Origin of the sequence: Pseudomonas sp. Root329 (assembly GCF_001424925.1) — a bacterium.
In the GTDB taxonomy this organism is placed as follows: Bacteria; Pseudomonadota; Gammaproteobacteria; order Pseudomonadales; family Pseudomonadaceae; genus Aquipseudomonas; species Aquipseudomonas arabinosi.
Window position 1 is genome coordinate 1 of the sequence record NZ_LMCV01000025.1, and the last position, 22,286, is coordinate 22,286.

The following is a 22,286-nucleotide window of genomic DNA, read 5'->3' on the forward strand; positions in this document are numbered from 1 at the left end:
ACATGCAGCGTGTTCGACTGCGTCGAACGGCGCTGCGCGCCACTCCCCGGATGCACACCTCCACTCAGCCTCCCGAGGGGGCGGGTGGATCAAGATCAAGGGCTGCAGGCGAGCTAACGCTCGGCCTGTTGAGTGGTGAGAAGCGGGTGTGCGCTGTTCTGTTTTAGTAGGAGCGAGGCTTGCCCGCGAAGGCGGCCTGACAGCCGACCAATGTATTACTGATGTACCCAATTCAATTGTGGGAGCGGCGGTGCGACGATTCGACTTGCTCGCGAATGCGGTGTGTCAGTCGCCATCAATGTTGAATGTTTGACCGCTATCGCGAGCAAGCCCGCTCCCACATTTGTTCTGCGGTATGGCGAAGATTGCCACAAAAAAAAGGCGACCCCCTCACAGGAGTCGCCTTTCCTTTAACCGCCGCTAAAACTTACTCGGACAGTCTGTACGCAATCACATAGTCACCTTGCTTGGTGCCCAGCGACCCATGACCGCCCGCAACAACCAGCACGTATTGCTTGCCGTCCTTGCCGGTGTAGGTCATCGGCGTGGTTTGCGCGCCGGCTGGCAGGCGGCCTTCCCACAGCTGCTTGCCGTTTTTCACGTCGTAGGCGCGCAGGTACTGGTCGAGGGTGCCACTCAGGAAGGCGACGCCACCGGCGGTGGTGAACGTGCCGCCCAGGCTAGGCACGCCCATGCTCAGTGGGATCGGAACCGGTGAGCTGTCACGCACGGTGCCGTTCTTGTGTTTCCAGATGATTTTGCTGGTGGTCAGGTCGACCGCTGTCACGTAACCCCAGGCCGGTGCCTGGCATGGCAGGCCCATTGGCGAGAGCAGGGGTTCGAGGACGACGCCGTAGGGCGCACCTTTGTTTGGCTGCACGCCTTCGGTTTCGCTTTTACGCGGGCCTTGGGCAGCGATTTCGGCGGCCGGGATCAGTTTCGATTTGAACGCCATGTAGTCCGGGTTCATGAAAGCAATCTGACGCACCGGATCAACCGAGATACCGCCCCAGTCGAACACGCCGAAGTTGCCTGGATACACGATCGAACCTTGCAGCGATGGCGGCGTGAACGGGCCGTCGTAGCGCAGGGATTTGAAGTCGATCCGGCAGATCAGTTGGTCGAACGGCGTCACACCCCACATGTCGCGTTCTTTCAACGGCGGCGGCATGAGGTTGAGGTCGGATTTCGGCTGGGTTGGCGAGGTGTGATCACCTTCGACAGCGCCTTGCGGCACTGGCACTTCGTTGATCGGCACGATGGCCTTGCCGGTGCTGCGGTCCAGCACGTAGATGCTGCCTTGTTTGGTGGACGCGAGTACCGCTGGCTTCACGCCGTCAGCGGTTTTCAGGTCCATCAGGGTTGGCTGGCCGCCGACGTCCATGTCCCACAGGTCATGGTGGGTGAACTGGAAGTGCCAGCGCACCTTGCCGGTGGCGATGTCGAGGGCGGTCAGGCCGGCAGAGTGCAGTTCCGACTCAGGGGTACGCGCGCCACCGAACTGGTCCGGGGTCTGGTTGCCCATCGGCAGGTAGAGCATGCCGAGTTTTTCGTCGACCGCGAACATGGACCACATGTTCGGCGAGTTGCGGGTGTAGACCTTGCCTTCGGCAATCGGCGTGGTGTCGTCCGGGTTGCCGCTGTCCCAGTTCCACACCAGTTTGCCGGTGTGAACGTCGAACGCGCGGATCACGCCGCTAGGCTCGTCGGTGGAGACGTTGTCGGTGACGTGGCCGCCAATCACCACCAGGTCTTTAGTGACCGCTGGAGGTGAGGTGGAGTAGTAGCCGCCGGCCGTGAAGCTGCCGATGTTGGCGCGCAGATCAACCTGGCCCTTGTCGCCGAAGTCTTCGCACATCTTGCCGGTGTCGGCGTCGAGAGCAATCAGACGGGTGTCGGCAGTCGGCAAGAAGATCCGGCGTGGGCAGACGTTGCTGACCGGCGCAGGGCTGGCAGTGCCGGTCGGGCTTTGCTCGGAAGCGTAAGCGGCGTCATCGTGATACGACACGCCACGGCAGGTCATGTGCGCCCAACCCTTGAAGTTCGCCGCGTTTTGCGTGGAGAGCTTCGGATCGAAACGCCAGATTTCCTTGCCGGTGTCCGGGTCCAGCGCGATCACCTGGCTGTGCGGCGTGCAGACGTAGAGCATGCCGTTGACTTTCAGCGGGGTGTTTTCGGCAGTGGTTTCGCCCGGGTCGTTCGGCCCTGGCAGGTCGCCAGTGCGATAGGTCCACGCCGGAACGAGCTTGTTCGCGTTTTGCGGGGTGATCTGCGCCAGGGGCGAGTAACGATCGCCGTGGGCGCTGCGGCCGTAGGAATTCCAGTCACCGTCGGGCATGGCCGGGGCGGTGTTGGTCATGCCTGGCACGCTGTCGCGGTCCAGTTGGCCTTTGATTTCACCGGGGTTGGTGAACTGACTGGCGAGCGCGGCAACACCGGCAATCGCCACGGCAGCGCTCAGCGCACCCGTGCCGACCGGATTGAACTCACCGCGATGCAGCGGGCGGCGGACCCACGGCAGCAACATGACGATACCGAGGGCAAACAACATCGCCAGACGCGGCACCAGTTGCCACCAATCCAGGCCGACTTCCCACAGGGCCCAGACGGTGCTGGCGAACAGCACCACTGCGTACAGGCCCAGCGCAGAGCGGCGAGCGGCAATCAACAGCACGCCGGTCAGCGCCAGGCCGATACCGGCCAGCAGGTAATACAGCGAGCCGCCGAGCATGCTCAGCTTGATCCCCCCGGCCAGCATGGCCAGGCCCATTAGCAGAAGCAGGATACCGAGCAGGCTCGGCAGCAGACGGCTTCGACTCAAAGCACCATCAGTGCTCATAGTGTGGTTCTCCGTGACGTTTTAAGTTGTCCCGCGCAAGTTCACTGTAGATGACGATCCGGTGCGGGCAGGGTTCATAGAAAAACTGTTTAGTTGATGCGGTCCTTGTGGGAGCGGGCTTGCTCGCGAAAGCGGTGGTTCAGTCAACATTGATGTTGGGGCTGCCGGCCCCTTCGCGAGCAAGCCCGCTCCCACATGGTTTTTGTGGTGTTGGTTAGAACGATGACTGGATCTTGATCCCGCCAATCAGCGCGTCATCGACCTTGTCCACGCCACCGGGGTGGCGGATGTATTGCAGGTTCGGGCGTACGGTCAGCCAGTTCGTGACGTGCACGCCGTAATAGAGTTCGGCGCTGTATTCGGTGTCCTGCGGTGGCAGGAAGGACGGGTTGTCGTAGTCGAAGACCGCGCGGGCCTGGTTGGTCGCCTCGGCGTTCTTGCGATAGGCCGGGTTGACGTGGACGCGGGCCAGGGCGAAACCGATGTCGTCCTTGGTGCGTGCATCGAACAAGCCTTTGTAGACGACGCCCGCCTGGACATAGTTGTCGATGGCGTTGGTCTTCTTGTCGTGCATCGTGCCGTTGGCGAACACGCTCAGGCCGCGGGAGTTGTCGCTGGCGCGGCGGGTGATCTGCTGCTGCACACCCAGCCACACGCCGTGTTTGCTCGACGCGCTGCGGTAAGCCTCGCCACTCAAGGCTGCCGGCTGACCGTTGCTGTCCTTGTAAGCGTCGGTGGCGTTGGCACTGCTGTAGTAATAACCGGCGCGGTATTCCCCCGGCAGGCCGTTGAGCTTCGGCGACCAGACCAGTTCCACCGGCAGGATCGCGCCCTGGGTGCCGCTGCCGCTGAGCTTGAAGCCATTGTCGCGATCGAGGTTCGACGGGTTTTGCTCGTAGGCGCCGACTTGCGCGTACAGCTCCGGCGTCAGGTGATATTTAACGCGCATCGCCCACTGGCTGACCGGCCAGTTGTACCAGATGCCACCGACCCAGTTGCCGACCTGCGAGCCGCAGAACGCGAGGTTCTGGAAGTCGCAGGGGAAGCTGTTGAAGTCTTCGCCTTCGCCGAAACGGCCGACCTTGATGTCGAGCTTCTGATCGAAGAATTTCTGCTGATACCACATCTGCGTCAGGCGCCAGGTTTGCCCGCGACCCCAGACTTCCTGAGCCGAGGTGAACCCGCCCACGCGTGGATCATTGATGCGGTCGTTGCTGATGTTGTTGCCGTTGCGCTCGGTGATGGTCAGCTGAAACTCGGCGTCGTCCCAGCCCAGAATCTTCTGCAAGTCCATGTGCGTGCCGAGGCCGAACTGGTCGCTGTAGCGAGCGGTGCGGTCATGGTCGTAGCCGCCGTGCAGATTGCTGCCCATTTCGCCGGTGTAATCGACTTTGAAGTCGTAGCCTTTTTCCGAAAGTTCGGTGCGCGTGCCGTTCCAGTCGCCGAGCATCCACGGCGACTCGCTATCGAAGGCCGGAGCGGCCTGGGTGCAAGTGGCGAGGCCCAGCGCGGTGAATCCGCCCATCAGGTTCAGGGCTTTTCGACCAGCAATAGCGGTGCAGACAGCGCTGTCTCGCGGAGTTTGAAGATAAGGCATAGGGGAAGTAATTCTGGGTCTTTTTCTGGGAAGTGAACTGAAGCGGCAGTATGTCGCGGGCAGATGAAGCGTTTCAGCTTGACGGGCGCAAGGATAATGTTCTGTTACAAATAGAGAAAGCGCTTTTGCTGACATGGAGCGTTTCGGATTTGGTAACAGTCAGTGGGAAAAGATCGCAGCCTCGTTTCACTCGACAGCTCCTACAGGTGAACGCATTCCAATGTAGGAGCTGTCGAGTGAAACGAGGCTGCGATCTTTTGCGTTTCACCTACATTTAACTGACCGCACACAGATCGCTTCCCCCCAACGAAGCCCTCGGCTAAGGTGCGCGGCTTCCCATTCTTTCACCGCTCGAAGGCCCGGCATGACCGAACAGAACAACAACCCGCTGCACGGCGTGACGCTGGAGCAAATCCTCAACGCGCTGGTTGAACACTACGAATGGTCGGGGCTGGCCGAGCGCATCGATATCCGCTGCTTCAAGAGTGACCCGAGCATCAAGTCGAGCCTGACATTCCTGCGTAAAACCCCGTGGGCACGGGAGAAGGTCGAGCGCTTGTACGTGAAGTTGATGCGCACCAAGCGACCGGTCTGAGCATGGTCAACCCACCGACGCCAGGTTCTGCCGCGAGGCGTCGTGTTGTCGCCGTGGCTGCGGTGCTTGGCTGGGCGGGACTGAGCATTCAGCTGTACCTGATTCTCTACTCACGCTGGACACTGGCGGCCAGCCTGCTCGGTGGGCTGGTCAGCTTCTTCAGCTATTTCACCGTGCTGAGCAATACGCTGGTGGCGACCGTGCTGACGTGTGAGCTGACGTCCCGCGAGTCGGCCGCGCGACGCTGGTTTTTACAACCGTGGGTGAGTAGTGGCATTGCCGTGAGCATCGCCGTGGTCGGCCTGGGGTACAACGTGTTGTTGCGCCATTTATGGCATCCGCAAGGCTGGCAATGGCTGGCCGATGAGCTGATGCATGACGTCATGCCACTGCTGTTTCTGGCTTATTGGTGGTGCTGTGTGCCGAAAGGCACGTTGCGACTGCGGCATATCGCGGCGTGGGTGATCTATCCAGTGGTGTACTTCGCGTATTCGTTGTGGCGCGGGCGTCTGCTGGCGGTTTATCCCTATCCGTTTATTGATGTCGAGAAGCTGGGTTATCCACAGGTGTTCGTGAATGCTGGCGGGTTGTTGGTGGGGTTTGTGGTGATTGCCTTGCTATTGATGGGTATCGACCGCCAGATTGGGCGGCGCCGATAGCGCCGCCAGCACGAATCACTCTTCGTCGCTGTCATCCAGCCGCCAGTAGCCGACGGCTTTGACGGACTGCTCGCTAAGCCCGTGCTCATCCAGCAACACCCGGCGTATCTGCCGCGACACTTTGCTCTCGGTCGCCACCCAGGCGTACAGATTGCCGCTGGGCACTTGCAGCTGCTTCACCGTCGTCAGCAGGTTGTCCTTGCCGCCCTCGCGCAATACCCAGATCACGTTGACCTGCGCGGCGCTTTCCAGTCGTTGCTGTTCGGCGCCGTTCTCCACTTCCACAATCACCAATGCCCGGCGATTGGCCGCCAGGCCTTCCAGCCGCCGAGCGATCGCGGGCAGGGCGGTTTCGTCACCGATCAGCAGGTAACTGTCGAAGATGTCCGGCACGACCATCGAGCCCCGTGGCCCGCCGATGTGCAGAAACTGGCCGGGTTTGGCCTGTTCGGCCCAGGTCGCGGCAGGGCCATCGCCGTGCAGCACGAAGTCGATGTCCAGTTCCAGCGTGTCGAGGTCGTAGCGGCGCGGCGTGTAGTCGCGCATCGCCGGCATCGGCCCGTTGTCTTTGCCGGCACCGAGCACCAGGGTTTCCAGGGCGGCTTGTTCCGCAGCGTTTTGAGGGAACAACAGTTTGACGTGGTCGTCCGTGCCGAGGCTGACGAAGCCGGCCAGTTCCGGTCCGCCCAGCGTGATGCGGCGCATGCGCGGCGTCAGGTCGACCACCCGCAACACTTCCAGGCGACGGCGTTTGATCTCGTGGCTGACACGGTGAATGGTTTGCACGATCACTTCAGTCATTCGGCTTGCTCCTGAACGGGTTGAACGACAGGGCCATCGACGATGGCTTTGGCGGTGTTGTTGAGCAGGTCGCGTACCCGCAGGATTTCTTCCGGGCTCCAGCGGCCGTGATGCATCTGCAAGGCATGACGCAAGTTGTGCACCGCTTCGTGAATCTCGGCGGGGCGGTCATGGCCGCGCAATGAGCGTTTGCTGACCTCGATGCGCATCCGCACGCCGTCCAGTGCGATCGCCTGATCGCTTAACGACAGACGTCCGGCATCGGTGATGGTGTAGCGTTTTTTGCCGCCCTCGGCGTCGCCCAGGATCATCTCGCTTTCTTCAAGGAAGGTCAGGGTCGGGTAAATCACACCGGGGCTGGGGCTGTACGCGCCGTCGAACATGCTTTCGATCTGGCGGATCAGGTCATAACCGTGGCAAGGCTGCTCGGCGATCAGGGCCAACAACAGTAATTTCAGGTCGCCGGGGGCGAACACCCGTGGTCCGCGTCCACCGCGTTCGCGGCCGGGGCCAGGGCGTTTCTCGAAGCCGTCGCGGCCGTCGCTGTGTTCGCGGTGGGGGGAATGATGGTCTCTCATTTTCCTTCTCTCTCGTCGTATTTAGATACAACTTAAGATATATCTTAATCGCAGGGCAAGACGTTTTTTGCAAGGGACTGATCGGTACCGACGGGCGGTTGGCGCGGTCAATGATGAAATTCACCAGGAAATATCACCGCACATAAGCTGATTTTGTCGCCGATGCAGGCATTGTCTAATAGTTAAAGCTATTACTCTAATAATAGTTGAGCTTATGTTCTAAAAATCCTGCAAGTCCATTGTTGTCTAGGCGAAGCCGCTGTATGGTTTTTTTCGTAAAACTGTATGTAGGCTGTAACTTACAGTCGCTGTTTGGTGTTTGGGTTTTTTGTTTCTTTTTCCTTCTGGCCATGAGGTTGTTTAACTACGCGCTCATGGGAAGTTGCCTGCTTACTTTTAGGAGCAAGAAGCCGAATATGTTTCGGCGTTGGAAGTTCAAATAAGGCGACCTATTACAGGTAAGCATTTTTTAACTTTCAATGAATCGACTCCATAAAGAAAACAGGGACTTAACAATGTTCAAGAAAATCGCAATCGCTGCCCCATTGGCTTTTTTGGCGCTGGGTTCCGCCGGGGCATTTGCCGCAGGTGAAGCGGCTCACTCCATCAGCATTATCGCCCACGTGCCGACTAACGGTTTCTACGTGGTACCTACCAATCCTGACCTCGTCAACAAGGATCAGGACATGAGCTACCAGCCTACCACCGGCAAAATGGGAGAAGTGAACGGGTTCTTTGATGTGCGTAACAACAGCGGTTCGGTTCACGCCAGCCTGGACAGCACGCCAAAACTGATCTCTGGTGCCAATTCCATTACCTTGAAAGTTGAACTCAATAACACGGAACTCAACTTGACCCCGCAAAAGGTTGTCGGTGAAGCCGAGTCTGACGTGAACTTCCGTGCACCGTTGAAAATCAGTGCGGTAGGTACGACCTTCCAGCCGGGCGACTACACCGGTGTCGTGGCAATGACCTTCGACGCTGTGCCTCCCGTGGCGCGCTAACTTTCAAAGTCGCGTAAACCGACAGGGCAAACAGCAATTGTTTGTCCCGTCGGACTTCAACTTGATCGTAATCAGAGTAAGAGTTCATGTTCCCGATGACCCCCATCGCGGCTGCGCTTGCGCTGTTGTTTTGCGCCAGTGCAGCGGCGGCTCCCGTTTCTTCCGCCGGTACGACACCGCGAAGTCTCCTGGCGCAGGCCAGAGGTCTGCCGGCGGATTTTGAGGAGCATTTTTTTGATGTGCCTCTGGCTGTCCGGGTAGAACTCGATCAACAGCCTCTGGGAGAGGCCATGGTGGTGTTGTCTCGCGATGATCGCGTCACCCTGCTCGAATTTACCGACACCAGCGAAAACCGCTTTGGCCCTGTCGAGCGGGAAAAATGGACGAGCTACCTCAAGCCAGGCGTGCCACTGGGCAACTGCACCGGTTCATGTCCGGACCAGGTGCTGGCCGTGCATTACAACCTGGAAAACTCGTTGGTATCGATCCTCACCGAAAACGCTGAACGCGATGTTGAAGCCAAACGTTATTTCGATCAGCCCGTGGGTGGAAGCAGCGGACTGATGGTGCGCAACCAGCTCAACCTCAATGGCGGCCAGGATCAGGATCTGGGCGGGCGCTATGGCCTTGAAGCCAGCGCGAGCCTGGGCAACTGGAGCCAGACGTTCAACATGCAACTGGCCCGCCTCGGCGGTCCCGATGACAAGCTTTATCACGCGATCCATGAGCTTTACACCCAGCGCGAACTGCAAGGCAGCTTCCTGCGCCTGGGCTATTTCACCCCCAATTCCGAAGGGCTGACCCGCCAACCTCGAACGTTTGGCACCAGCCCCGATACCGCTGTCGGCGTCATGGTCGGCAGCTCCGACAGCCTGGCGATCAATAGCCCGATGCCCAGCGTTTATCCGATCTACGTCACGGCCAATCGCCAAGGCTCGGTGGAGATCTATCGCGATGGTCTGTTGATCAACACCCAGTCGGTGCCCGCGGGGTTGCAGACCCTCGATACCCGGCCGCTGCCGGGCGGCATCTACGAAGTGGAAGTGCGCCTGATAGAGGACGGCCAGATCACCTCCACTACCCAGGAGCTGGTCTACAAACCCAACAACTGGCGAAACCTCGACGAGCGCTGGCGCTACAACGTGTTTGCCGGGGAAGAAAGCAAGCTGCTCAGTAACTGGGACCAGCAGTCCAGCGGCAGTCCCACGGCAGGGGCCTCGATCAATTACCTGATGCACCCGCGGGTGATCCTCGGGCTATCGGCACGGCAAATTCGCGAAAAACTGCAATACGGCAGTTCCATCGACTGGACCCTGGCCGATCACATCAGCCTGTACGCCAACGTGTACCAGACGCAGGATCATGGCACCGGCCTCGATCTGCAAAGCCTCTACAACTATGGCGCCGGTAGCCTGGTCTTCAGCCACAACCGCAGCTGGCTGGACACCACCAACCTGTATGAAACCCTGCCAGACGGTACACGGGTGCGCCAACGCAATGTGTTCATTGGCGAAACCAGCAATTCATCGCTGGCGCTCAACCATCGCCTCAACAGCAAAAGCTCGATCAACGCCCGCGTTTCACACAGTGAGGGCAACGTCGAAGGCGTCGGCCTGGACCTGGGCTGGAACCAGCGCACGACGCTGTTCGGTAGCGATGGCAACTGGCGCCTGTCGCTGTTCGACCGGCCGGGCAGCTACAGCAGCGGCAGTGCGCGCAATCGCGGCGTAGACCTGAGCGTCAACTTGGCACTGGGCGCGCCCGGCCAGCAGATCACCGGCAGCATCGGTTCGCGCACGGCCCGTGACGGCAGCCGCGACAACAATGCTTCCCTCGGCTGGCGCCAGGATTTCAACGATCACGTGCTGCAAAACGTCTCGATGACTGCACTCACTGACACCTACGGTGTGGGTGTGTCGAGCCTTGCCAGCTTTCGTACCGACGCAGTCAATGGCGACGGTTTCGTCCAGCGTTCGTCGTACAACGGCAACTTCACCGGCGGTCTTAACCTGGACAGCACCCTGGTCGTCGGCGGCGAGCAAATGCTCATGACCAGCCATTACGAAATGCGTGGCGCGGGAATGATTGTCGACGTGGAATCGGACATCGATGACATCACCCTGCGCGCCGACGATTACAGCGGTGGCGGCGCGGCGTTGAAGCCGGGGCGTAATTTCATCCCGATTACCGCATACCAGAACAGCTCGGTGAGTTTCGACTTCGAGGGCAACCATGTCCCGGCAGCGACCATCGAGCCGGCGCGCACCCGCTATCACCTGAACAAGGGCGGGGTGGAATACCGCAAGGTCCGCGTGATGAAGACCCTGACCGTGCTTGGCCGACTGGTCGATGCGCAGGGGCGACCGCTCAAGGGGCATCACGTGATTAACCACGCCAGTCGCGGGGTAACGGAAGTCGACGGGTTCTTCTCGATGGAAATGAATGCTGGCTCGCCCACGCTGGAAGTGCGTCAGGGTAATCAATTGCTGTGCCAGTTCCGCCTCGATGCGAGTCGTCACCGCAGTGAAAACAACGTGTTGATGATCGGTGATCTGCGGTGCACGCCGGATACCCTGGCGGATGCGTCGTTTATTAAACAGAAGGCGGGTTGAAACGATGATAAGGGGTAAAACAGGAAGCCGCAGTTTTTGGTTTTTGATATTAAGCCTGATGGCCGAAGCAGCGGTGAGTGCAACGATGGATATTCGTGCGGTGTTTCGACCCGATCCTTCAAAACCACTGCAAAACAAGTTTGTTAATGAAACCCCTCTAAGTGGACATTGCGAAATGCAACCTGCGTTTTGCAAAGACAGAGAGCTGTTTTCTTTGCTTATACCCATCGGATTCCGATCTGTTGCGCCCTTTGAGGCGGGGAATGCCGATCAACGCAGGGGGCCGATGTTTCGGGTACCCGGTGAATGGCAAAGACTGAGTGTCAAGCATTCAGAGACACTCGAAAAAGCTGATTTGGAAGTCCGGATAGTCTCGATCGGTGGCCGCTATATCCTGCCTGATACGGCGGAAAATTTGGTCGGTACAGGCGAGCCCACAAGTGTTCAGGGTTGGCACACACGCCTTTGGGGCGACTGGACGTGGCAACCTCCTCAACCTTGTCAATACACAGGAGGTATGTACACGTTACCGGCCAGTAGAACCTTCTTTTGGTTAACCAGCGGATCCAGCGTGTGTGCCGCGAAGGCCAATTACCCAATTCCGTCCGTGACCTATGACCGGATGCAGATTGGCTATGAGTTGCGTACGCCAAACCCGCTGGAGATGTCTTCCGGTAATTATTTTGGCAGTTGGACTTACGATATCGGACCCGGGATGGATTTCGACATGGGCGACATCATGCAGCCTGATGACTCGACCCTGACCCTAAGTTTCGATCTGGATGTGCAACACACCTTGAAGGTTGACCTGCCAGCGGGCGGCAACAAAGTTTCGCTGGAACCCGAGGGCGGGTGGCAACGCTGGATTGAAAGCGGTCGCAAACCGAACAAGCTCTACCGCGACCAGCTGTTTTATCTGTCGGCGTCGTCACGCTTCAAAGTCATGATGCTATGCAACTCGACCGGCGGCACTCGCTGCAAGCTGTATAGCCCCACAGGCAATACCACCGAAGTGGAAACCTACCTCACCTTGCCACCCGGAATCATCAGGTCGGGTGAGTCGGGCTCGCCGACCCAGGTCAAGCTTTACCCGCTTAGACACAACACCTGGACGTCAGTCTTTCAACCAGACATCTATGTGAATCGCAAGGCCGGCTCGCTACGTTTCGAGATGCCCAGGGACTCCATCGATTTTCTGCTGCGGCCCGGCATGAGAGACACGTTCAGCGGCAACATCACCATTATCTGGGACTCGGATGTTTGACCGTTCGAGTCTGGCCACTTTTTTCTGATGAGATTAAAGACAATGAACCGTGTGTTTTTACTGTGGGTGCTCAGTGTGTTTTGCGGGACGGCCAACGCCGGGCCACAGATCAATGTCGGCACCGTGTATGACTATCTGGATGCGGATAAAAGTACCTACCTCAAACGGGTATTCAACAGCGGTGATGCCACCGCGTTCGTCAAGGTCAACGTGCTGGAAATCGTCTACGACGCCGATGGCGCGCCCAAGGAAATTCCGGTCGAGGCTACCGTGGACGGTGCCTCGCGCAACGGCGTGATGGCCAGCCCGGCGCGGCTGATCGTGCCGGCCCAGGGCATGCAGGGCACACGCCTGTTGTACATGGGCGAGCGAGACCGAGAACGCTATTTTCGCGTGCGTTTCGTGCCAGTGGTACCGGAGAAGGAAGATGAATTCGCCGTCTCAAGCGACGAGCGCGAAGACTACAAAAAGAACCTGTCTGCGGGGGTCAACGTGATGACCGGGTTTGGCACGGTCTTCTTCGTTCGTCCAAAAAACGCTCGCTTCGAGAGCGCCATCAGTGAAACCGACCAACGTTATGAGTTGCGCAATAACGGCAACACCGTGGTCATCGTCGACGAGTTCAAAAGCTGCGCAATCAGCAATGAAACCGAATGCGGAGCGACCACCAAACACCACGTCATGGCCGGCAAGGCATTTGGCTTCGACAAGGAAAAGGGGCGCGAATACCGTTTCACCCTGATCGAAGGCGACAGTAAAAAAGTCCTGAAGATTGCCAGCCGATAGGCCGGCTTTCCATTGACACAACGGGTATCGAACATGATCAAGCAATGCGCCGCCGTCGCGCTGACGGCAATGACCGCACTGATGGGCTCTTTGACATGGGCTGCCCGGGAAGAGCACACCTTCGAGGTGATTGTGAGCATCCCGGCACGCTCGTTCTATGTGATCCCGGCCGAACCGGACTGGATACACCGGCCGCAGCGGTTGATCTGGAGCCCCTCGACAACGACCCTGAGCAGTGTGCGCAGGAACTTTGATGTACGGCATGACACCAGCGCCATCGAAGCGCGCCTGGAGGTCGCTCCCTATTTGTCGAACGGCAGGCCGGCTGACGACATTGCGTTGCGGGTCAGTTTCAACGGTATGGAGTTGAGCTCGGACCTTGCCCCACGTCTGGTGGTGTCGGCGGCTGACGCGGCAGCAGGCAAGCGGGTGTTGCTGGAAATCGATCCGGTGAAACCGGCGGGGGGCTTCCGCCCGGGGGATTACAGTGGCAACGTACTGTTGTTGTTCAACGCCAGGGCGCCGGGGGATTGATGTGTCGATCGAGAAGCAGCGCCGAGTGATAAGACTCGGCGCTGGCGTAGGGTCAATCAAAAGGTCCCCAGACGCGTTACATGTTTAAATCCCGGCTCGTGCCATCGCTGCACGAGTCAGGTCTCTGGCCAACTCGTTACGTGCATAGTCCATGTCTCGAATCAGCCTGTTGTAAAACGAGGTGCTCATTTCTTCACCACTGAACACTACTTTCTCTGGAACGTTTAGCACTCGGGCTAACGCTTCCAGTTTTTTCTGAAGCCGTGTTGTCTGAGTCCTGTCCTGATTATTGGCCCACTTGTTTTGAACCTCGCGCAGTTCTTCGAGCTGCCCTAGTTTTCCCTCGAAAAGTTGATCGTTCGACTCGAACTGTTCAGGGTAGGTTTTACGCAAATGTTGCTCCCAGAACGGGTTCTCGAATGAATCGACCATCCCGTTGACCAACCCGTCACCTTTCTCCCGTTCGATGATCGTGTCATAGGCTGTTTCGATTTTTACCCGATCCACACCGGATCTCGGTTCAAACAGCATGCCCTCGGACTGCCACGGCAACTCCAGGCGTTTCGCCAGTCCCGTTTCAAACGCCAGGTGCACTTCCACATCATCCGGAGCGGTGTTGTTTGCCGGATTGATCAGAAACTTTTGCTGCTGGCTGCTGATTTCGGCTCTGGCGACATCACCGACCTTTTCCAGGCGAGCGGCGCTACGGGCCAGCCTCACCAGCCTTTCGTCAAGTACCGTGGCGGACGCCGACTCGCTGTACGCTTGCGACACCAGCACCTTGAGTCCCATGTTGTTGAACAGTTGCGACCCGGCATCCGCGCAGGTCTCGGGCTGACTGGCCTGTTTAAACAGTTCTTCGCGCAATTCGGAGTCCAGCGCCATGGCATCGATCATTTGCCAGACGCGCTTGGTCAACTGCTTGCGAGCTCCGACGTTCTGGTAGTCCTGGCTGTCTCTCTGCTTACTGATGACCCTGAAAAAATCGGTGGAGCCGGGTTCGGCCATCACATCGTGCCAGGACTCTTCCCTGTGTACTTTGTAACCCTCGGACAAATCGAAAACCGAGGGTGCGGTCGAGGACGGCTTCCAATGGCTCAGTTCATCCTCTACAGCGCCTGAATAGGCCTGCTGACGGGCAAAGCCCACGGATTCGCGGTAGTCGCCAAAACGGATCCGGTCAGCATCGGAAAGCCGCAGGGTGCCGAATCGCGCACGTGCCAGGATGAACGCTTGATCCGACCCTGACGTGACCTCTGGTACGGTCTTGATCGGGCATTGGCGCATGTCGAGAGAAAAACCACGCGGGCGGTTTTTCTCGCCGGCCGCATCGCTGAAAAGACCTTGCGGCCAGTCTTCGATACCGGTACTTGCCAGGCCTAATACTTTCAAGTCGCGCATGCCACCGACATTCGGGGGCTGGCGCAGCGGATTGCCGTCCAGCCTCAGCGTTTCCAGGTGGGTGAGGTTGCTCAACTGCTCGAGTGAATTGGCACTCAGACTGATTCGGTTGTCAGCCAAATCCAGGGTTGTCAGCTGACCGAGCTTGCCGATATCGGATGGCACCGTGGTCAATCCTGTGTTGCGGGCGCTCAGCTGATGAAGGTTCGGGAAGTCGTTCAATAGACCGTTCCTGTCGACCGAAAAACGCGCTTTGTCCAGATTCAGCACAGTGATCTGATCAACGTATTTTCTGATGTCGGCCAGCTTGCGTACTTGCTTCCACCAGCGCTCGAGATCCGGGCCCATGATTTCGGAGGAAAGGTCCAGCGTGTAGCCACCGTCCGGATGGATATTGCGCTCGCCGAACGCTTCGCTCTTACGTTCGAAGCACTCAAGCAGCCGTTCCTCGATATGCCTTCCGCCGTTTTGCAGGAAGTCCCTGTTAATCCCTGCGATGGGATCCCCGACACTGTCGAATTGAGTCGGCTGGTCGTCGCGCCACGCCTGTAAGGTGTTGCGCAATTGCTTGAGGTCATCCCTGATGCGGTCGATGGCCTGGTCGGGATCGCCCTTGGCACGCAATGCCTCGAGAAACCGGGTGACTTGCTGATCGCTCAATTGCGGATGCAGCTCCTTGATCCTCTGCTCCGGGGTTTTTTCGCCAAAGAACCAGAACGGACCACGCACCAGATTGACGGTTTCAGTTTTGGCAACTGCGCGAATGGGCGGTTCTGCCAGCAATGTCCGACGTTCAGTAGGTGGTGCGGACTTTTCCATGATCCAGAGTTTGAACAGGCGACCTTGACCCCGTTGGTAGCCCAACGCCGCGCGTTTGTCCTCAGGCAAGGCGCGCAGGATCGACTCATAGAGGTCGCCGGAGTTGTGCAGTTTTTTATTGTCCCCGTCGAGCACTTCGTATTGGCCGTGTTCATCCCGGATCAGCCGTCGAACCGTCGAAGCATCCTCCGGACCCGCGCTGCAGCGCAGTGTGCCGTCATGAGTGCCGTCCCAAACTTCGATGCGTAAATCGGCGAAGCTGTCGGTGTGGAATTTCAATGTGTTGAGCGCCAGCCTTTCGGTGTCCGGTACAACCTGCTCATTGCGATAAAAACCATCGTAGGCTCTGGCGGTTCCGGCTTCGAAGTTCATTTCACGGGCCAGGGTTTTAATGCGGAGCGGCAGGCGACTTTCTTCGGCCATTATCGTGCGCTCGGCGGATTTTGCGTCAGCCAGCACTGTTTCTGCGACGGTGAGAGGGATGTTCGGGAAGGATTGCCTCAGCAGCAGGATTTGCGCCTTGTCCGACGTCTCTCCTGCTTGGTACAGGCGCTTTGAGGTTTCGCCTGAGCTGCCTGCGCGTCCGTCGAGGGCCTTGGCCTCGTCATACGCAATGAAGCGCTTGATCGTGTCAGCCAAAATCGGTGGAGGCGGCGCGCTATCGATATGCATGCGGCGTAGCGCATTGGTTTGCGTGCCGCTGCTGACGCGGATGTGCTCAAGCTCGGTGGGCGAGAAGCGATCTACGCGGTGGCCGAGGCGGCGCATCAAGGTTTCGCTTTCCCATTCGACCGGGTTTTCCGCCTCGTGCACCCAGGCGCCATGGCCGTTGTGTTCCAGCGTGGGCTTGTAGGCATTAGGGCGAGTGGGGTGCTTGATACGGTGCGTCCTGGAGGTCGGCGCCTTCGAGGCTTTCTCGACGACGTAGAACTTGTCATCCAGCGGCAGAATGTTCTGATTGGCGTGGCGATGCAGGCCGTATTCGTCGGGTTTTGAGTCCGCCGAGAGGGTGACATTCTTCTGCTCGTAAGGTGCGAGATCGGGTTGCCATAACGTTTTTTTGCCATCAGGCAGCTTGACCGGCTTCATGCCATCGACCAACGGCGACAGTTTCAACTTCAAAGCGTTACCTATTTCAGCGCCGGCTCCAAATGCCGCCAGTTGAATGACATCCGTCACCACGCTGATCACATGTTCGGCCGCTTCAGAGCCGAGACCTTCAGCCAGATCGACGATCCCTTCGATGACGTCCGAGGTCAGCTGGTAAACGGTGTACGCCATCATCAGTTCGCCCAACCCCGGCACGAACGGCGTGGCGATCAACAGTGCGACATTGAAAATATCCGAGACGATTTTCTTGAAGTCGTCCCACCAGGCCCAGCGCGCGTTGCTGTCCGTGTCGGCGGTGGATACGGCGATCTGCCGTGCATCGTTGAGGATCTTGTTGAGCTTTTGCCGGTAGGCGTAGGCCCAATAGTTACCGGAGAGTGGAAAGTGCTCGAACTCCAGGCGGGGGCGAGCCACAGCATCCTCTCGCCACGTCGGACGCTGATCCGTCGGACCCTCTTTGTCATGCCACCTGACAGTCACGAGCCGTCGATCAAGGTCTGCGAAAAAATGCCCGCGCTGTTGTTGATCGACGAACTGGCTGAAGAATTGTCGATAGCTCTGCTTTGATGAGGCGCCGACTTTGTTTTCGCGTAACTGACGCGCCAGTTCAGTCATGAACGTGTCGGCTGAGTCGTACTCCTTAAGCGGGTGATCGGGGTCATGGGGGATGTAGGCAATGAGCCTCCGAATGCCGCCCCTGCCGGGCACGGCAGGAATCAGCAGAACAATGCCGGTCAGGCGGGTTCCCATCATCGACAGGTCGCAGCAGCGCATGAGCCTGCCATTGAGCAGCAGTTGAGGTTCATCCTTGGCAAGGTCCAGCATCAGCTGGCAGGCATCGGACTGGATATCGGCGGTGATCCATGCCAGTTGCGCGGCGACGGCGAGTGCGTCTTTCTGGCTTGCGGTCACCTTAAGCTGCATGAAGGTTTCGGCTACCGGTTCGCCGGGCAGCAGATAGCTCTCGAGGTGTTTCTTGTAAAGCGCGCCGAGGTCCAGTTCCCGGCACAGGGCCTGAAACTGGCCGATGGTCATTTTGTGCTTGATCGCGATGACATCGAAGTGCCCGCAATCGTCGGGTTTGCTGATGAACTGCGAGTCGGCATCGACCGTTTCGGTCTTGGCGAAGTTATGCAGCGCCGCATCCAGCAGGGACACGGTCCGGGTCGTGACACCGCCCGTCACATCATGCGCATACCAAGGCAAACTTTTGGGCAGGTACAAGCGCAGGTAAGTCGTGCTGACGTCATCCTCGATGCCGTAGCGTTCCTTGAGTTTCGCTTGGAGCAGGGGCTTGGCAAACGGATACACGTCCAGTTGTTTGAACAGATGATCCACCCGGTTCTGCGAGCCCCAGGCCTTGAGGTTAGCGGCCTTGAGCTTGTCATGATGGGAGGCGGACACGGTGGTGTACCACGGCTGCATCTTCAATGGAGTGGCCGCCAGGGCCAGGCCTCGGTTGAGGGTGGCGGTTTTGAAATTGTCGCTGGTGGCGTTCTTGATGAAGTCGGAGTGCCGGCCTTTATCGGTGTTTGCGGCAGGCGTGGGAGCGTCAGACATGGCAATCATCCTTGATCGTTTTAAGAATGATCAGCCTATCTGTCGGGGCTAAAAACAACAGTCTAAAGATCTGTGCTTAACCGGCGCTTTCAGCCGGTAAACAGGTCAGTATTCAAATCTGAAAAATAATTAAATACCACCTGCTGCGCAAAAGCTCACAGTCGCGATGTCGGAACTGGCTGACACGCGACACTGCTGCCCGGTTGCAGGTACGGCGTCAGAATCGGCGCCATCCCCTTGAGCACTTGCACTGGCAAGGCCGAGGTGAACTTGAACGCTTCGGCCGATTGCCCGGGCACGAACGCAGTCATCGTGCCGAAGTGACGATCGCCGATGTAGAACACGAAGGTCGCGGTGCGGTTGATGGATTTCGAACTCAGAATTCGCCCACCCGAACCGAAGGCTTCGATGCGGTTATCGCCCGTACCGGTCTTGCCGCCCATGGCCAACGGTTTGCCATCGGGCGTCACGAAACTGCCGGACACACGCTTGGCCGTACCGGCATCCACCACCTGCGACAACGCTTCACGCATGGCCGTGGCCACCTCGGAAGGCATCACCCGTTTACCGACATCCGGATCATTGATCAGTTTGGTTTCATATGGCGTGTTCGCCGCGAAGTGCAGGCTGTCGATGCGCAGTGTCGGCATGCGCACGCCGTCGTTGAGGATGGTACCGATCAGCTCCGCCAAGGCGGCCGGACGGTCGCCGGAACTGCCGATGGCCGTGGCCAGCGACGGCACCAGATGGTCGAATGGATAGCCGACTTTCTGCCAGCGTTGGTGAATGTCGAGGAACGCCTCGATCTCCAGCATGGTGCGAATGCGGCTGTCGCGGGCACCCTTGTGACGGCTTTTGAACAGCCAGCTGTAGACTTCCTGGCGTTCGAACTGGCTGGCTTTGACGATCTGGCTGAACTTGGCGTCGGGGTTTTTCAACAAGTAGCCGATCAACCATAGATCCAGCGGGTGAACCTTGGCGATGAAGCCCTGGTCCGGTAGGTCGTAGGCGCCAGGGCCGTAGCTTTCGTAGAGCCGTTGGAGGCGTTCGTCGGTCAGTTTTTCGGTGAGCTTGGCGCCTGACAGGTGCGAGTGCACGAACATGTTGAAGCTTTCCTGACTGGCCTGTGGCAACAGATAACGATGCACCGCGGCCATGCGAATCGGGGTCGGGCGCATGCTGTCGAGGAAGGTCTCGAGCCGCGCCTGGGTGTCCTTGTTCTTGTATCTCTTCCAGAACTTCAGCAGGAACGACGTGCCTTCGCGGTCGGCGAACGAGGCCAGGTATTCCTGACGCCGAGGGTCGCGGTCGTCCTTGAGCAATTCGGCGCTGCTATTGGCGCCGGAGTACGTGGTGTAGCGCACCAGGTCACGCATCAGCCGAATGAACGGCAGGTTGATCGACTCACGCAGGGCATCACGCAGGGTAGGAATGCGGCCGTTGTCTTCTTTGCGAAAGTTAACGAATGTGTGCAGCCCGCCACCGGTGAAAAAAGCTTCACCGGGGCTGGCCGAGTATTTGCGATCCAGCGCAGCGCCGAGCATGCCTGGCAAGTTGCGGTCTTTGTTCTGGATCAGGTAATCGACGGCCCAGCGACTCAGGCGGTCCTGATCAGGGACGTCGACCTTCTTCAGTTCCGGGATGGTCATCGTTGCGTACTTATCGTGCAGCTCGGCGATGATCTGCAAATAGGTGGTCAGCACACGCATCTTGGCGGTGGAGCCCAGTTCCAGCTTGCTGCCTTCATTGATATCGAACGGCTGGTCGGTGCTGTCGGTCTGCACCCGCACCCGCGAGCCGTCCGGGGTCAGTTCGAACAGGGTGAAGCTGTAGCGCACTTGGGTGGTACTGGTGGGAGTCAGCAGGCGTTCGCCCATCAAGCCGATCTGCGCAGCAAACACAGGGTCGGCCAGATGCTTCAGGTACTCGGTAGCCTTGGTTTGCAACTCGCCTTGCAGGGTGCTGGTGGCGGAAAGATCAAGGCGATCGAGGTCGTACAGCGGACGGTTGAGCAACCCGCCCAGACGACTGCGTGCCACGCTGATGCCCTTGTTGGTTTCGATCGGCTGAATGGTTGGCTGTGTCTGCCAGTCGCGATAGGTCACTTTGCTGGTCAATGCCGCTGCCGCGAGTGGCGCATCGATCACGTCATTCAGTGCCAGCAGGCGAATGTGGCTGTCGGTGAGTTCGGCCAGTTCATCGTGGCCCTTGGTCAGGTAGTGGGAAGGGCGGCGCTGGGCAATCATCAAAGACAGCATCTCACGCAGGGCCAGACCTTTTTCCGACATGCTTTTCGGATCTGTCTCCTTACTGGCCAGCCGCTCGTTGGCCTGGTTGAAATCGGCGCCGTACCAGACGCGCAAACCTTCGGCCATGCCATGCACTTCACCGTGGCCCGGTACTGCCGACAGGGGCACGCTGTTGAGGTAATCGCGGATCACGTCCTGCCGGGCTTCGAGGGTCTCCGGTCCGGCCTGATAGGCGCGCACACTGGCAGAAATCATCTGACGGATTTTTTCCGCGCCCGATACGGTCAGGCCATCGGGCGAATGCCGGTACTTCTCAAGTTGCGTGGCCAGGGTACTGCCGCCCGCCGACTGGCCTGGCAGGTGCATCAACTTGGCGACCTGGGACCACGCCGCCATGCCGAACCGTGGCCAATCCACGGCAGGGTTGGCCCGGGGCTGATGGGGGTCGAGCAGAAAGCGGTTTTCGATGAACAGCAAACTGTTGACCACCACGGGGGGGATCGCCGCAAAGCTTGAATACAGTTGTTGTGGGTATTTGTACTGGTAAAGCGGTGCCCCACGGCAATCGGTGATCGACAATCCAGCCTGGATTTTCTCCGCGTAGGGCACGAAAAAGCCATTGCCGGTGTAGTCCATCAACTTTTGGGAAAACCGGGTCTGGGACGCCACAACATAGTCACGCTTGATCAGACGCGGCAGGAATTCACCCAGGGAGCTGTAGCCCAGACGCAGGTCGAAAGGACCGGCACCGGGATAGTGAATGGCATCGCTGGGACCGGGTTTCAGCTCGTAGCTCAGGGTGGCGGCGAATTGGCTGAGTTCCCGGGATTGAAACTTCGACGTGCGCATTTCCTTGGCCGCGGCCAGCCCGAGGACAATCAGAATTATCAGCAACAACAACCAGAACGCCCCCCAACCGTGCTTTATACGACTGCGAGGGGGTTTTTCAGGTAAAGGCGCTTCATCCACACGTTCAGTCGGAACCACATTTTTTCTCGAATCGGTTTGCCATAAAGCGCCCATAGTCGACTGATCCATTCACGCAGATTGAGAGGACTTGTCTGAAGCTTAGACGGTGGTTGGCCTTGGTGAAAAAATTGTGAATACACAAATCGTGAATTTTCATCGTCAAGTCCCGCTTTACGGCTACTGCGCAACCGAACGGGGATAAAAGCTGCTGGCGAGCTAACGCTCGGCCTGATGAGTGGTGAGGAGCGAGGCGGGCATGCGCTACTTTGCTTTTTTTTGGGAGCGAGCTTGCTTCGGGCGGCGTTCCGTAACCGGCTTTAGCACCCTATTCATCGGCCTCTGCGTCTGGTTCCACAACTACAACAAACGCGCCGACTTCCCGCGTAGCGCGGGAGCGGAATAAAAAATGGGCACGCCAACGAGGTTGGGTGCCCTTTTTTTATGCCTGACGAATCAGCTGACTCGATTTTGAAGCTTGGCGAAAATCGCCGCCATCTCGGGTTCATCCAGATGATCCAGCATTCGCTCCACCAACAAATGCACGCCGTCAGCCATGCGGCTGAGCGCCAAGGCTACGGAGCGGCGGGAACCGTCCACATCGTCGGCGAGGTTGGCGGCGATGGCGCTGATGGACAGCAAATCTTCCGAGGCATTGGCGAGAAGGGTTTCGCTGAAGAGCTGGCCGTTGCGTTTTGGTGGCTTGGGATCGGCTGGCGGGAAGTGATGGTCGAGGGCGCGCTCGGCGGCTTCGTGGAGCTTGTTGGAGTCGAGTGATTCGTAGGGCGATGCCGGATCGGTTTCCGGCGGATTTGGTGTGACCTTGAACATTGGCTCAATCCTCATATGAGTGAGGCTGCAACCCGTTCGCTACTAAACGTAAGGGTGGCAGCTGTGCACAGGTTAGTAGAC

General features: G+C 58.5%; 14 protein-coding genes. 7 read left to right on the plus strand and 7 right to left on the minus strand.

Going from position 1 to position 22,286, the window contains the following annotated elements:
• Positions 1-427: 427 nt before the first annotated feature.
• Positions 428-2,839: a glucose/quinate/shikimate family membrane-bound PQQ-dependent dehydrogenase gene (locus tag ASC74_RS19605; RefSeq protein ID WP_056743339.1), complete on the minus strand. Its 2,412-nt coding sequence runs from the start codon at positions 2,837-2,839 to the stop codon at positions 428-430.
• A gap of 214 nt (positions 2,840-3,053) precedes the next feature.
• Positions 3,054-4,436, minus strand: coding sequence for a carbohydrate porin (locus ASC74_RS19610; protein WP_056743340.1), 1,383 nt, complete (start codon positions 4,434-4,436; stop codon positions 3,054-3,056).
• A gap of 364 nt (positions 4,437-4,800) precedes the next feature.
• On the opposite strand from ASC74_RS19610, the gene ASC74_RS19615 reads away from it, so the two are divergent.
• On the plus strand, positions 4,801-5,031 hold the full coding sequence (locus tag ASC74_RS19615) for a VF530 family DNA-binding protein (RefSeq protein WP_007944895.1): 231 nt from the start codon (positions 4,801-4,803) through the stop codon (positions 5,029-5,031).
• 2 nt (positions 5,032-5,033) lie between these two features.
• Positions 5,034-5,690 carry a Pr6Pr family membrane protein gene (locus ASC74_RS19620; RefSeq protein WP_056743343.1) on the plus strand — a complete coding sequence of 219 codons (657 nt, stop codon included), beginning with the start codon at positions 5,034-5,036 and terminating at the stop codon, positions 5,688-5,690.
• A gap of 15 nt (positions 5,691-5,705) precedes the next feature.
• Here the strand turns inward: ASC74_RS19620 and ASC74_RS19625 are convergent, their stop codons facing one another.
• Entirely contained in the window at positions 5,706-6,491 is a 786-nt protein-coding gene (locus ASC74_RS19625) for a siderophore-interacting protein (protein WP_056743345.1), read from the minus strand.
• A complete protein-coding gene (locus tag ASC74_RS19630) occupies positions 6,488-7,069 on the minus strand; it encodes a PadR family transcriptional regulator (RefSeq protein ID WP_056743347.1) in 582 nt (193 codons plus the stop codon). Before ASC74_RS19630 ends, ASC74_RS19625 begins: the two co-directional genes overlap by 4 nt.
• 515 nt (positions 7,070-7,584) lie before the next feature.
• Here ASC74_RS19630 and ASC74_RS19640 point away from each other — a divergent pair.
• The 5 genes from ASC74_RS19640 (at position 7,585) to ASC74_RS19660 (ending at position 13,269) form a co-directional block, all read left to right on the plus strand.
• Complete coding sequence (locus ASC74_RS19640) at positions 7,585-8,073, plus strand: CS1 type fimbrial major subunit (RefSeq protein ID WP_046047049.1); 489 nt, start codon at positions 7,585-7,587, stop codon at positions 8,071-8,073.
• Positions 8,074-8,159: 86 nt separating this feature from the next.
• Positions 8,160-10,685, plus strand: coding sequence for a CS1-pili formation C-terminal domain-containing protein (locus ASC74_RS19645; protein WP_056743352.1), 2,526 nt, complete (start codon positions 8,160-8,162; stop codon positions 10,683-10,685).
• A complete protein-coding gene (locus ASC74_RS19650) occupies positions 10,654-11,949 on the plus strand; it encodes a hypothetical protein (protein WP_236713305.1) in 1,296 nt (431 codons plus the stop codon). The genes ASC74_RS19645 and ASC74_RS19650 overlap by 32 nt, the downstream gene beginning before the upstream one ends.
• 42 nt (positions 11,950-11,991) lie before the next feature.
• Positions 11,992-12,735 (plus strand): hypothetical protein, encoded by a 744-nt coding sequence (locus ASC74_RS19655; protein ID WP_056743356.1) that lies wholly within the window; start codon positions 11,992-11,994, stop codon positions 12,733-12,735.
• Between the two features lie 33 nt (positions 12,736-12,768).
• Complete coding sequence (locus tag ASC74_RS19660) at positions 12,769-13,269, plus strand: CS1 type fimbrial major subunit (protein ID WP_056743357.1); 501 nt, start codon at positions 12,769-12,771, stop codon at positions 13,267-13,269.
• Between the two features lie 84 nt (positions 13,270-13,353).
• Here ASC74_RS19660 and ASC74_RS19665 read toward each other — a convergent pair whose 3' ends face one another.
• The 3 genes from ASC74_RS19665 to ASC74_RS19675 all read right to left on the minus strand — a co-directional run bounded on the left by ASC74_RS19665 (position 13,354) and on the right by ASC74_RS19675 (position 22,205).
• A complete protein-coding gene (locus ASC74_RS19665; RefSeq protein WP_330219786.1) occupies positions 13,354-18,168 on the minus strand; it encodes an NEL-type E3 ubiquitin ligase domain-containing protein in 4,815 nt (1,604 codons plus the stop codon).
• 146 nt (positions 18,169-18,314) lie between these two features.
• Positions 18,315-21,431, minus strand: a complete 3,117-nt coding sequence (locus ASC74_RS19670; RefSeq protein ID WP_056743361.1) for a transglycosylase domain-containing protein — start codon at positions 21,429-21,431, stop codon at positions 18,315-18,317.
• A gap of 399 nt (positions 21,432-21,830) precedes the next feature.
• Positions 21,831-22,205: a DUF6124 family protein gene (locus ASC74_RS19675; protein ID WP_056743363.1), complete on the minus strand. Its 375-nt coding sequence runs from the start codon at positions 22,203-22,205 to the stop codon at positions 21,831-21,833.
• Positions 22,206-22,286: the final 81 nt, after the last annotated feature.

Bases quoted from the DNA above. Each gene is read 5' to 3' on its own strand.
- ASC74_RS19665 (WP_330219786.1), bottom strand. From the start codon at position 18,168: ATGATTGCCATGTCTGACGCTCCCACGCCTGCCGCAAACACCGATAAA.
- ASC74_RS19640 (WP_046047049.1), top strand. From the start codon at position 7,585: ATGTTCAAGAAAATCGCAATCGCTGCCCCATTGGCTTTTTTGGCGCTG.
- ASC74_RS19645 (WP_056743352.1), top strand. From the start codon at position 8,160: ATGTTCCCGATGACCCCCATCGCGGCTGCGCTTGCGCTGTTGTTTTGC.
- ASC74_RS19670 (WP_056743361.1), bottom strand. From the start codon at position 21,431: ATGGGCGCTTTATGGCAAACCGATTCGAGAAAAAATGTGGTTCCGACT.
- ASC74_RS19615 (WP_007944895.1), top strand. From the start codon at position 4,801: ATGACCGAACAGAACAACAACCCGCTGCACGGCGTGACGCTGGAGCAA.
- ASC74_RS19675 (WP_056743363.1), bottom strand. From the start codon at position 22,205: ATGTTCAAGGTCACACCAAATCCGCCGGAAACCGATCCGGCATCGCCC.
- ASC74_RS19605 (WP_056743339.1), bottom strand. From the start codon at position 2,839: ATGAGCACTGATGGTGCTTTGAGTCGAAGCCGTCTGCTGCCGAGCCTG.
- ASC74_RS19650 (WP_236713305.1), top strand. From the start codon at position 10,654: ATGCGTCGTTTATTAAACAGAAGGCGGGTTGAAACGATGATAAGGGGT.
- ASC74_RS19610 (WP_056743340.1), bottom strand. From the start codon at position 4,436: ATGCCTTATCTTCAAACTCCGCGAGACAGCGCTGTCTGCACCGCTATT.
- ASC74_RS19660 (WP_056743357.1), top strand. From the start codon at position 12,769: ATGATCAAGCAATGCGCCGCCGTCGCGCTGACGGCAATGACCGCACTG.
- ASC74_RS19655 (WP_056743356.1), top strand. From the start codon at position 11,992: ATGAACCGTGTGTTTTTACTGTGGGTGCTCAGTGTGTTTTGCGGGACG.
- ASC74_RS19625 (WP_056743345.1), bottom strand. From the start codon at position 6,491: ATGACTGAAGTGATCGTGCAAACCATTCACCGTGTCAGCCACGAGATC.
- ASC74_RS19620 (WP_056743343.1), top strand. From the start codon at position 5,034: ATGGTCAACCCACCGACGCCAGGTTCTGCCGCGAGGCGTCGTGTTGTC.
- ASC74_RS19630 (WP_056743347.1), bottom strand. From the start codon at position 7,069: ATGAGAGACCATCATTCCCCCCACCGCGAACACAGCGACGGCCGCGAC.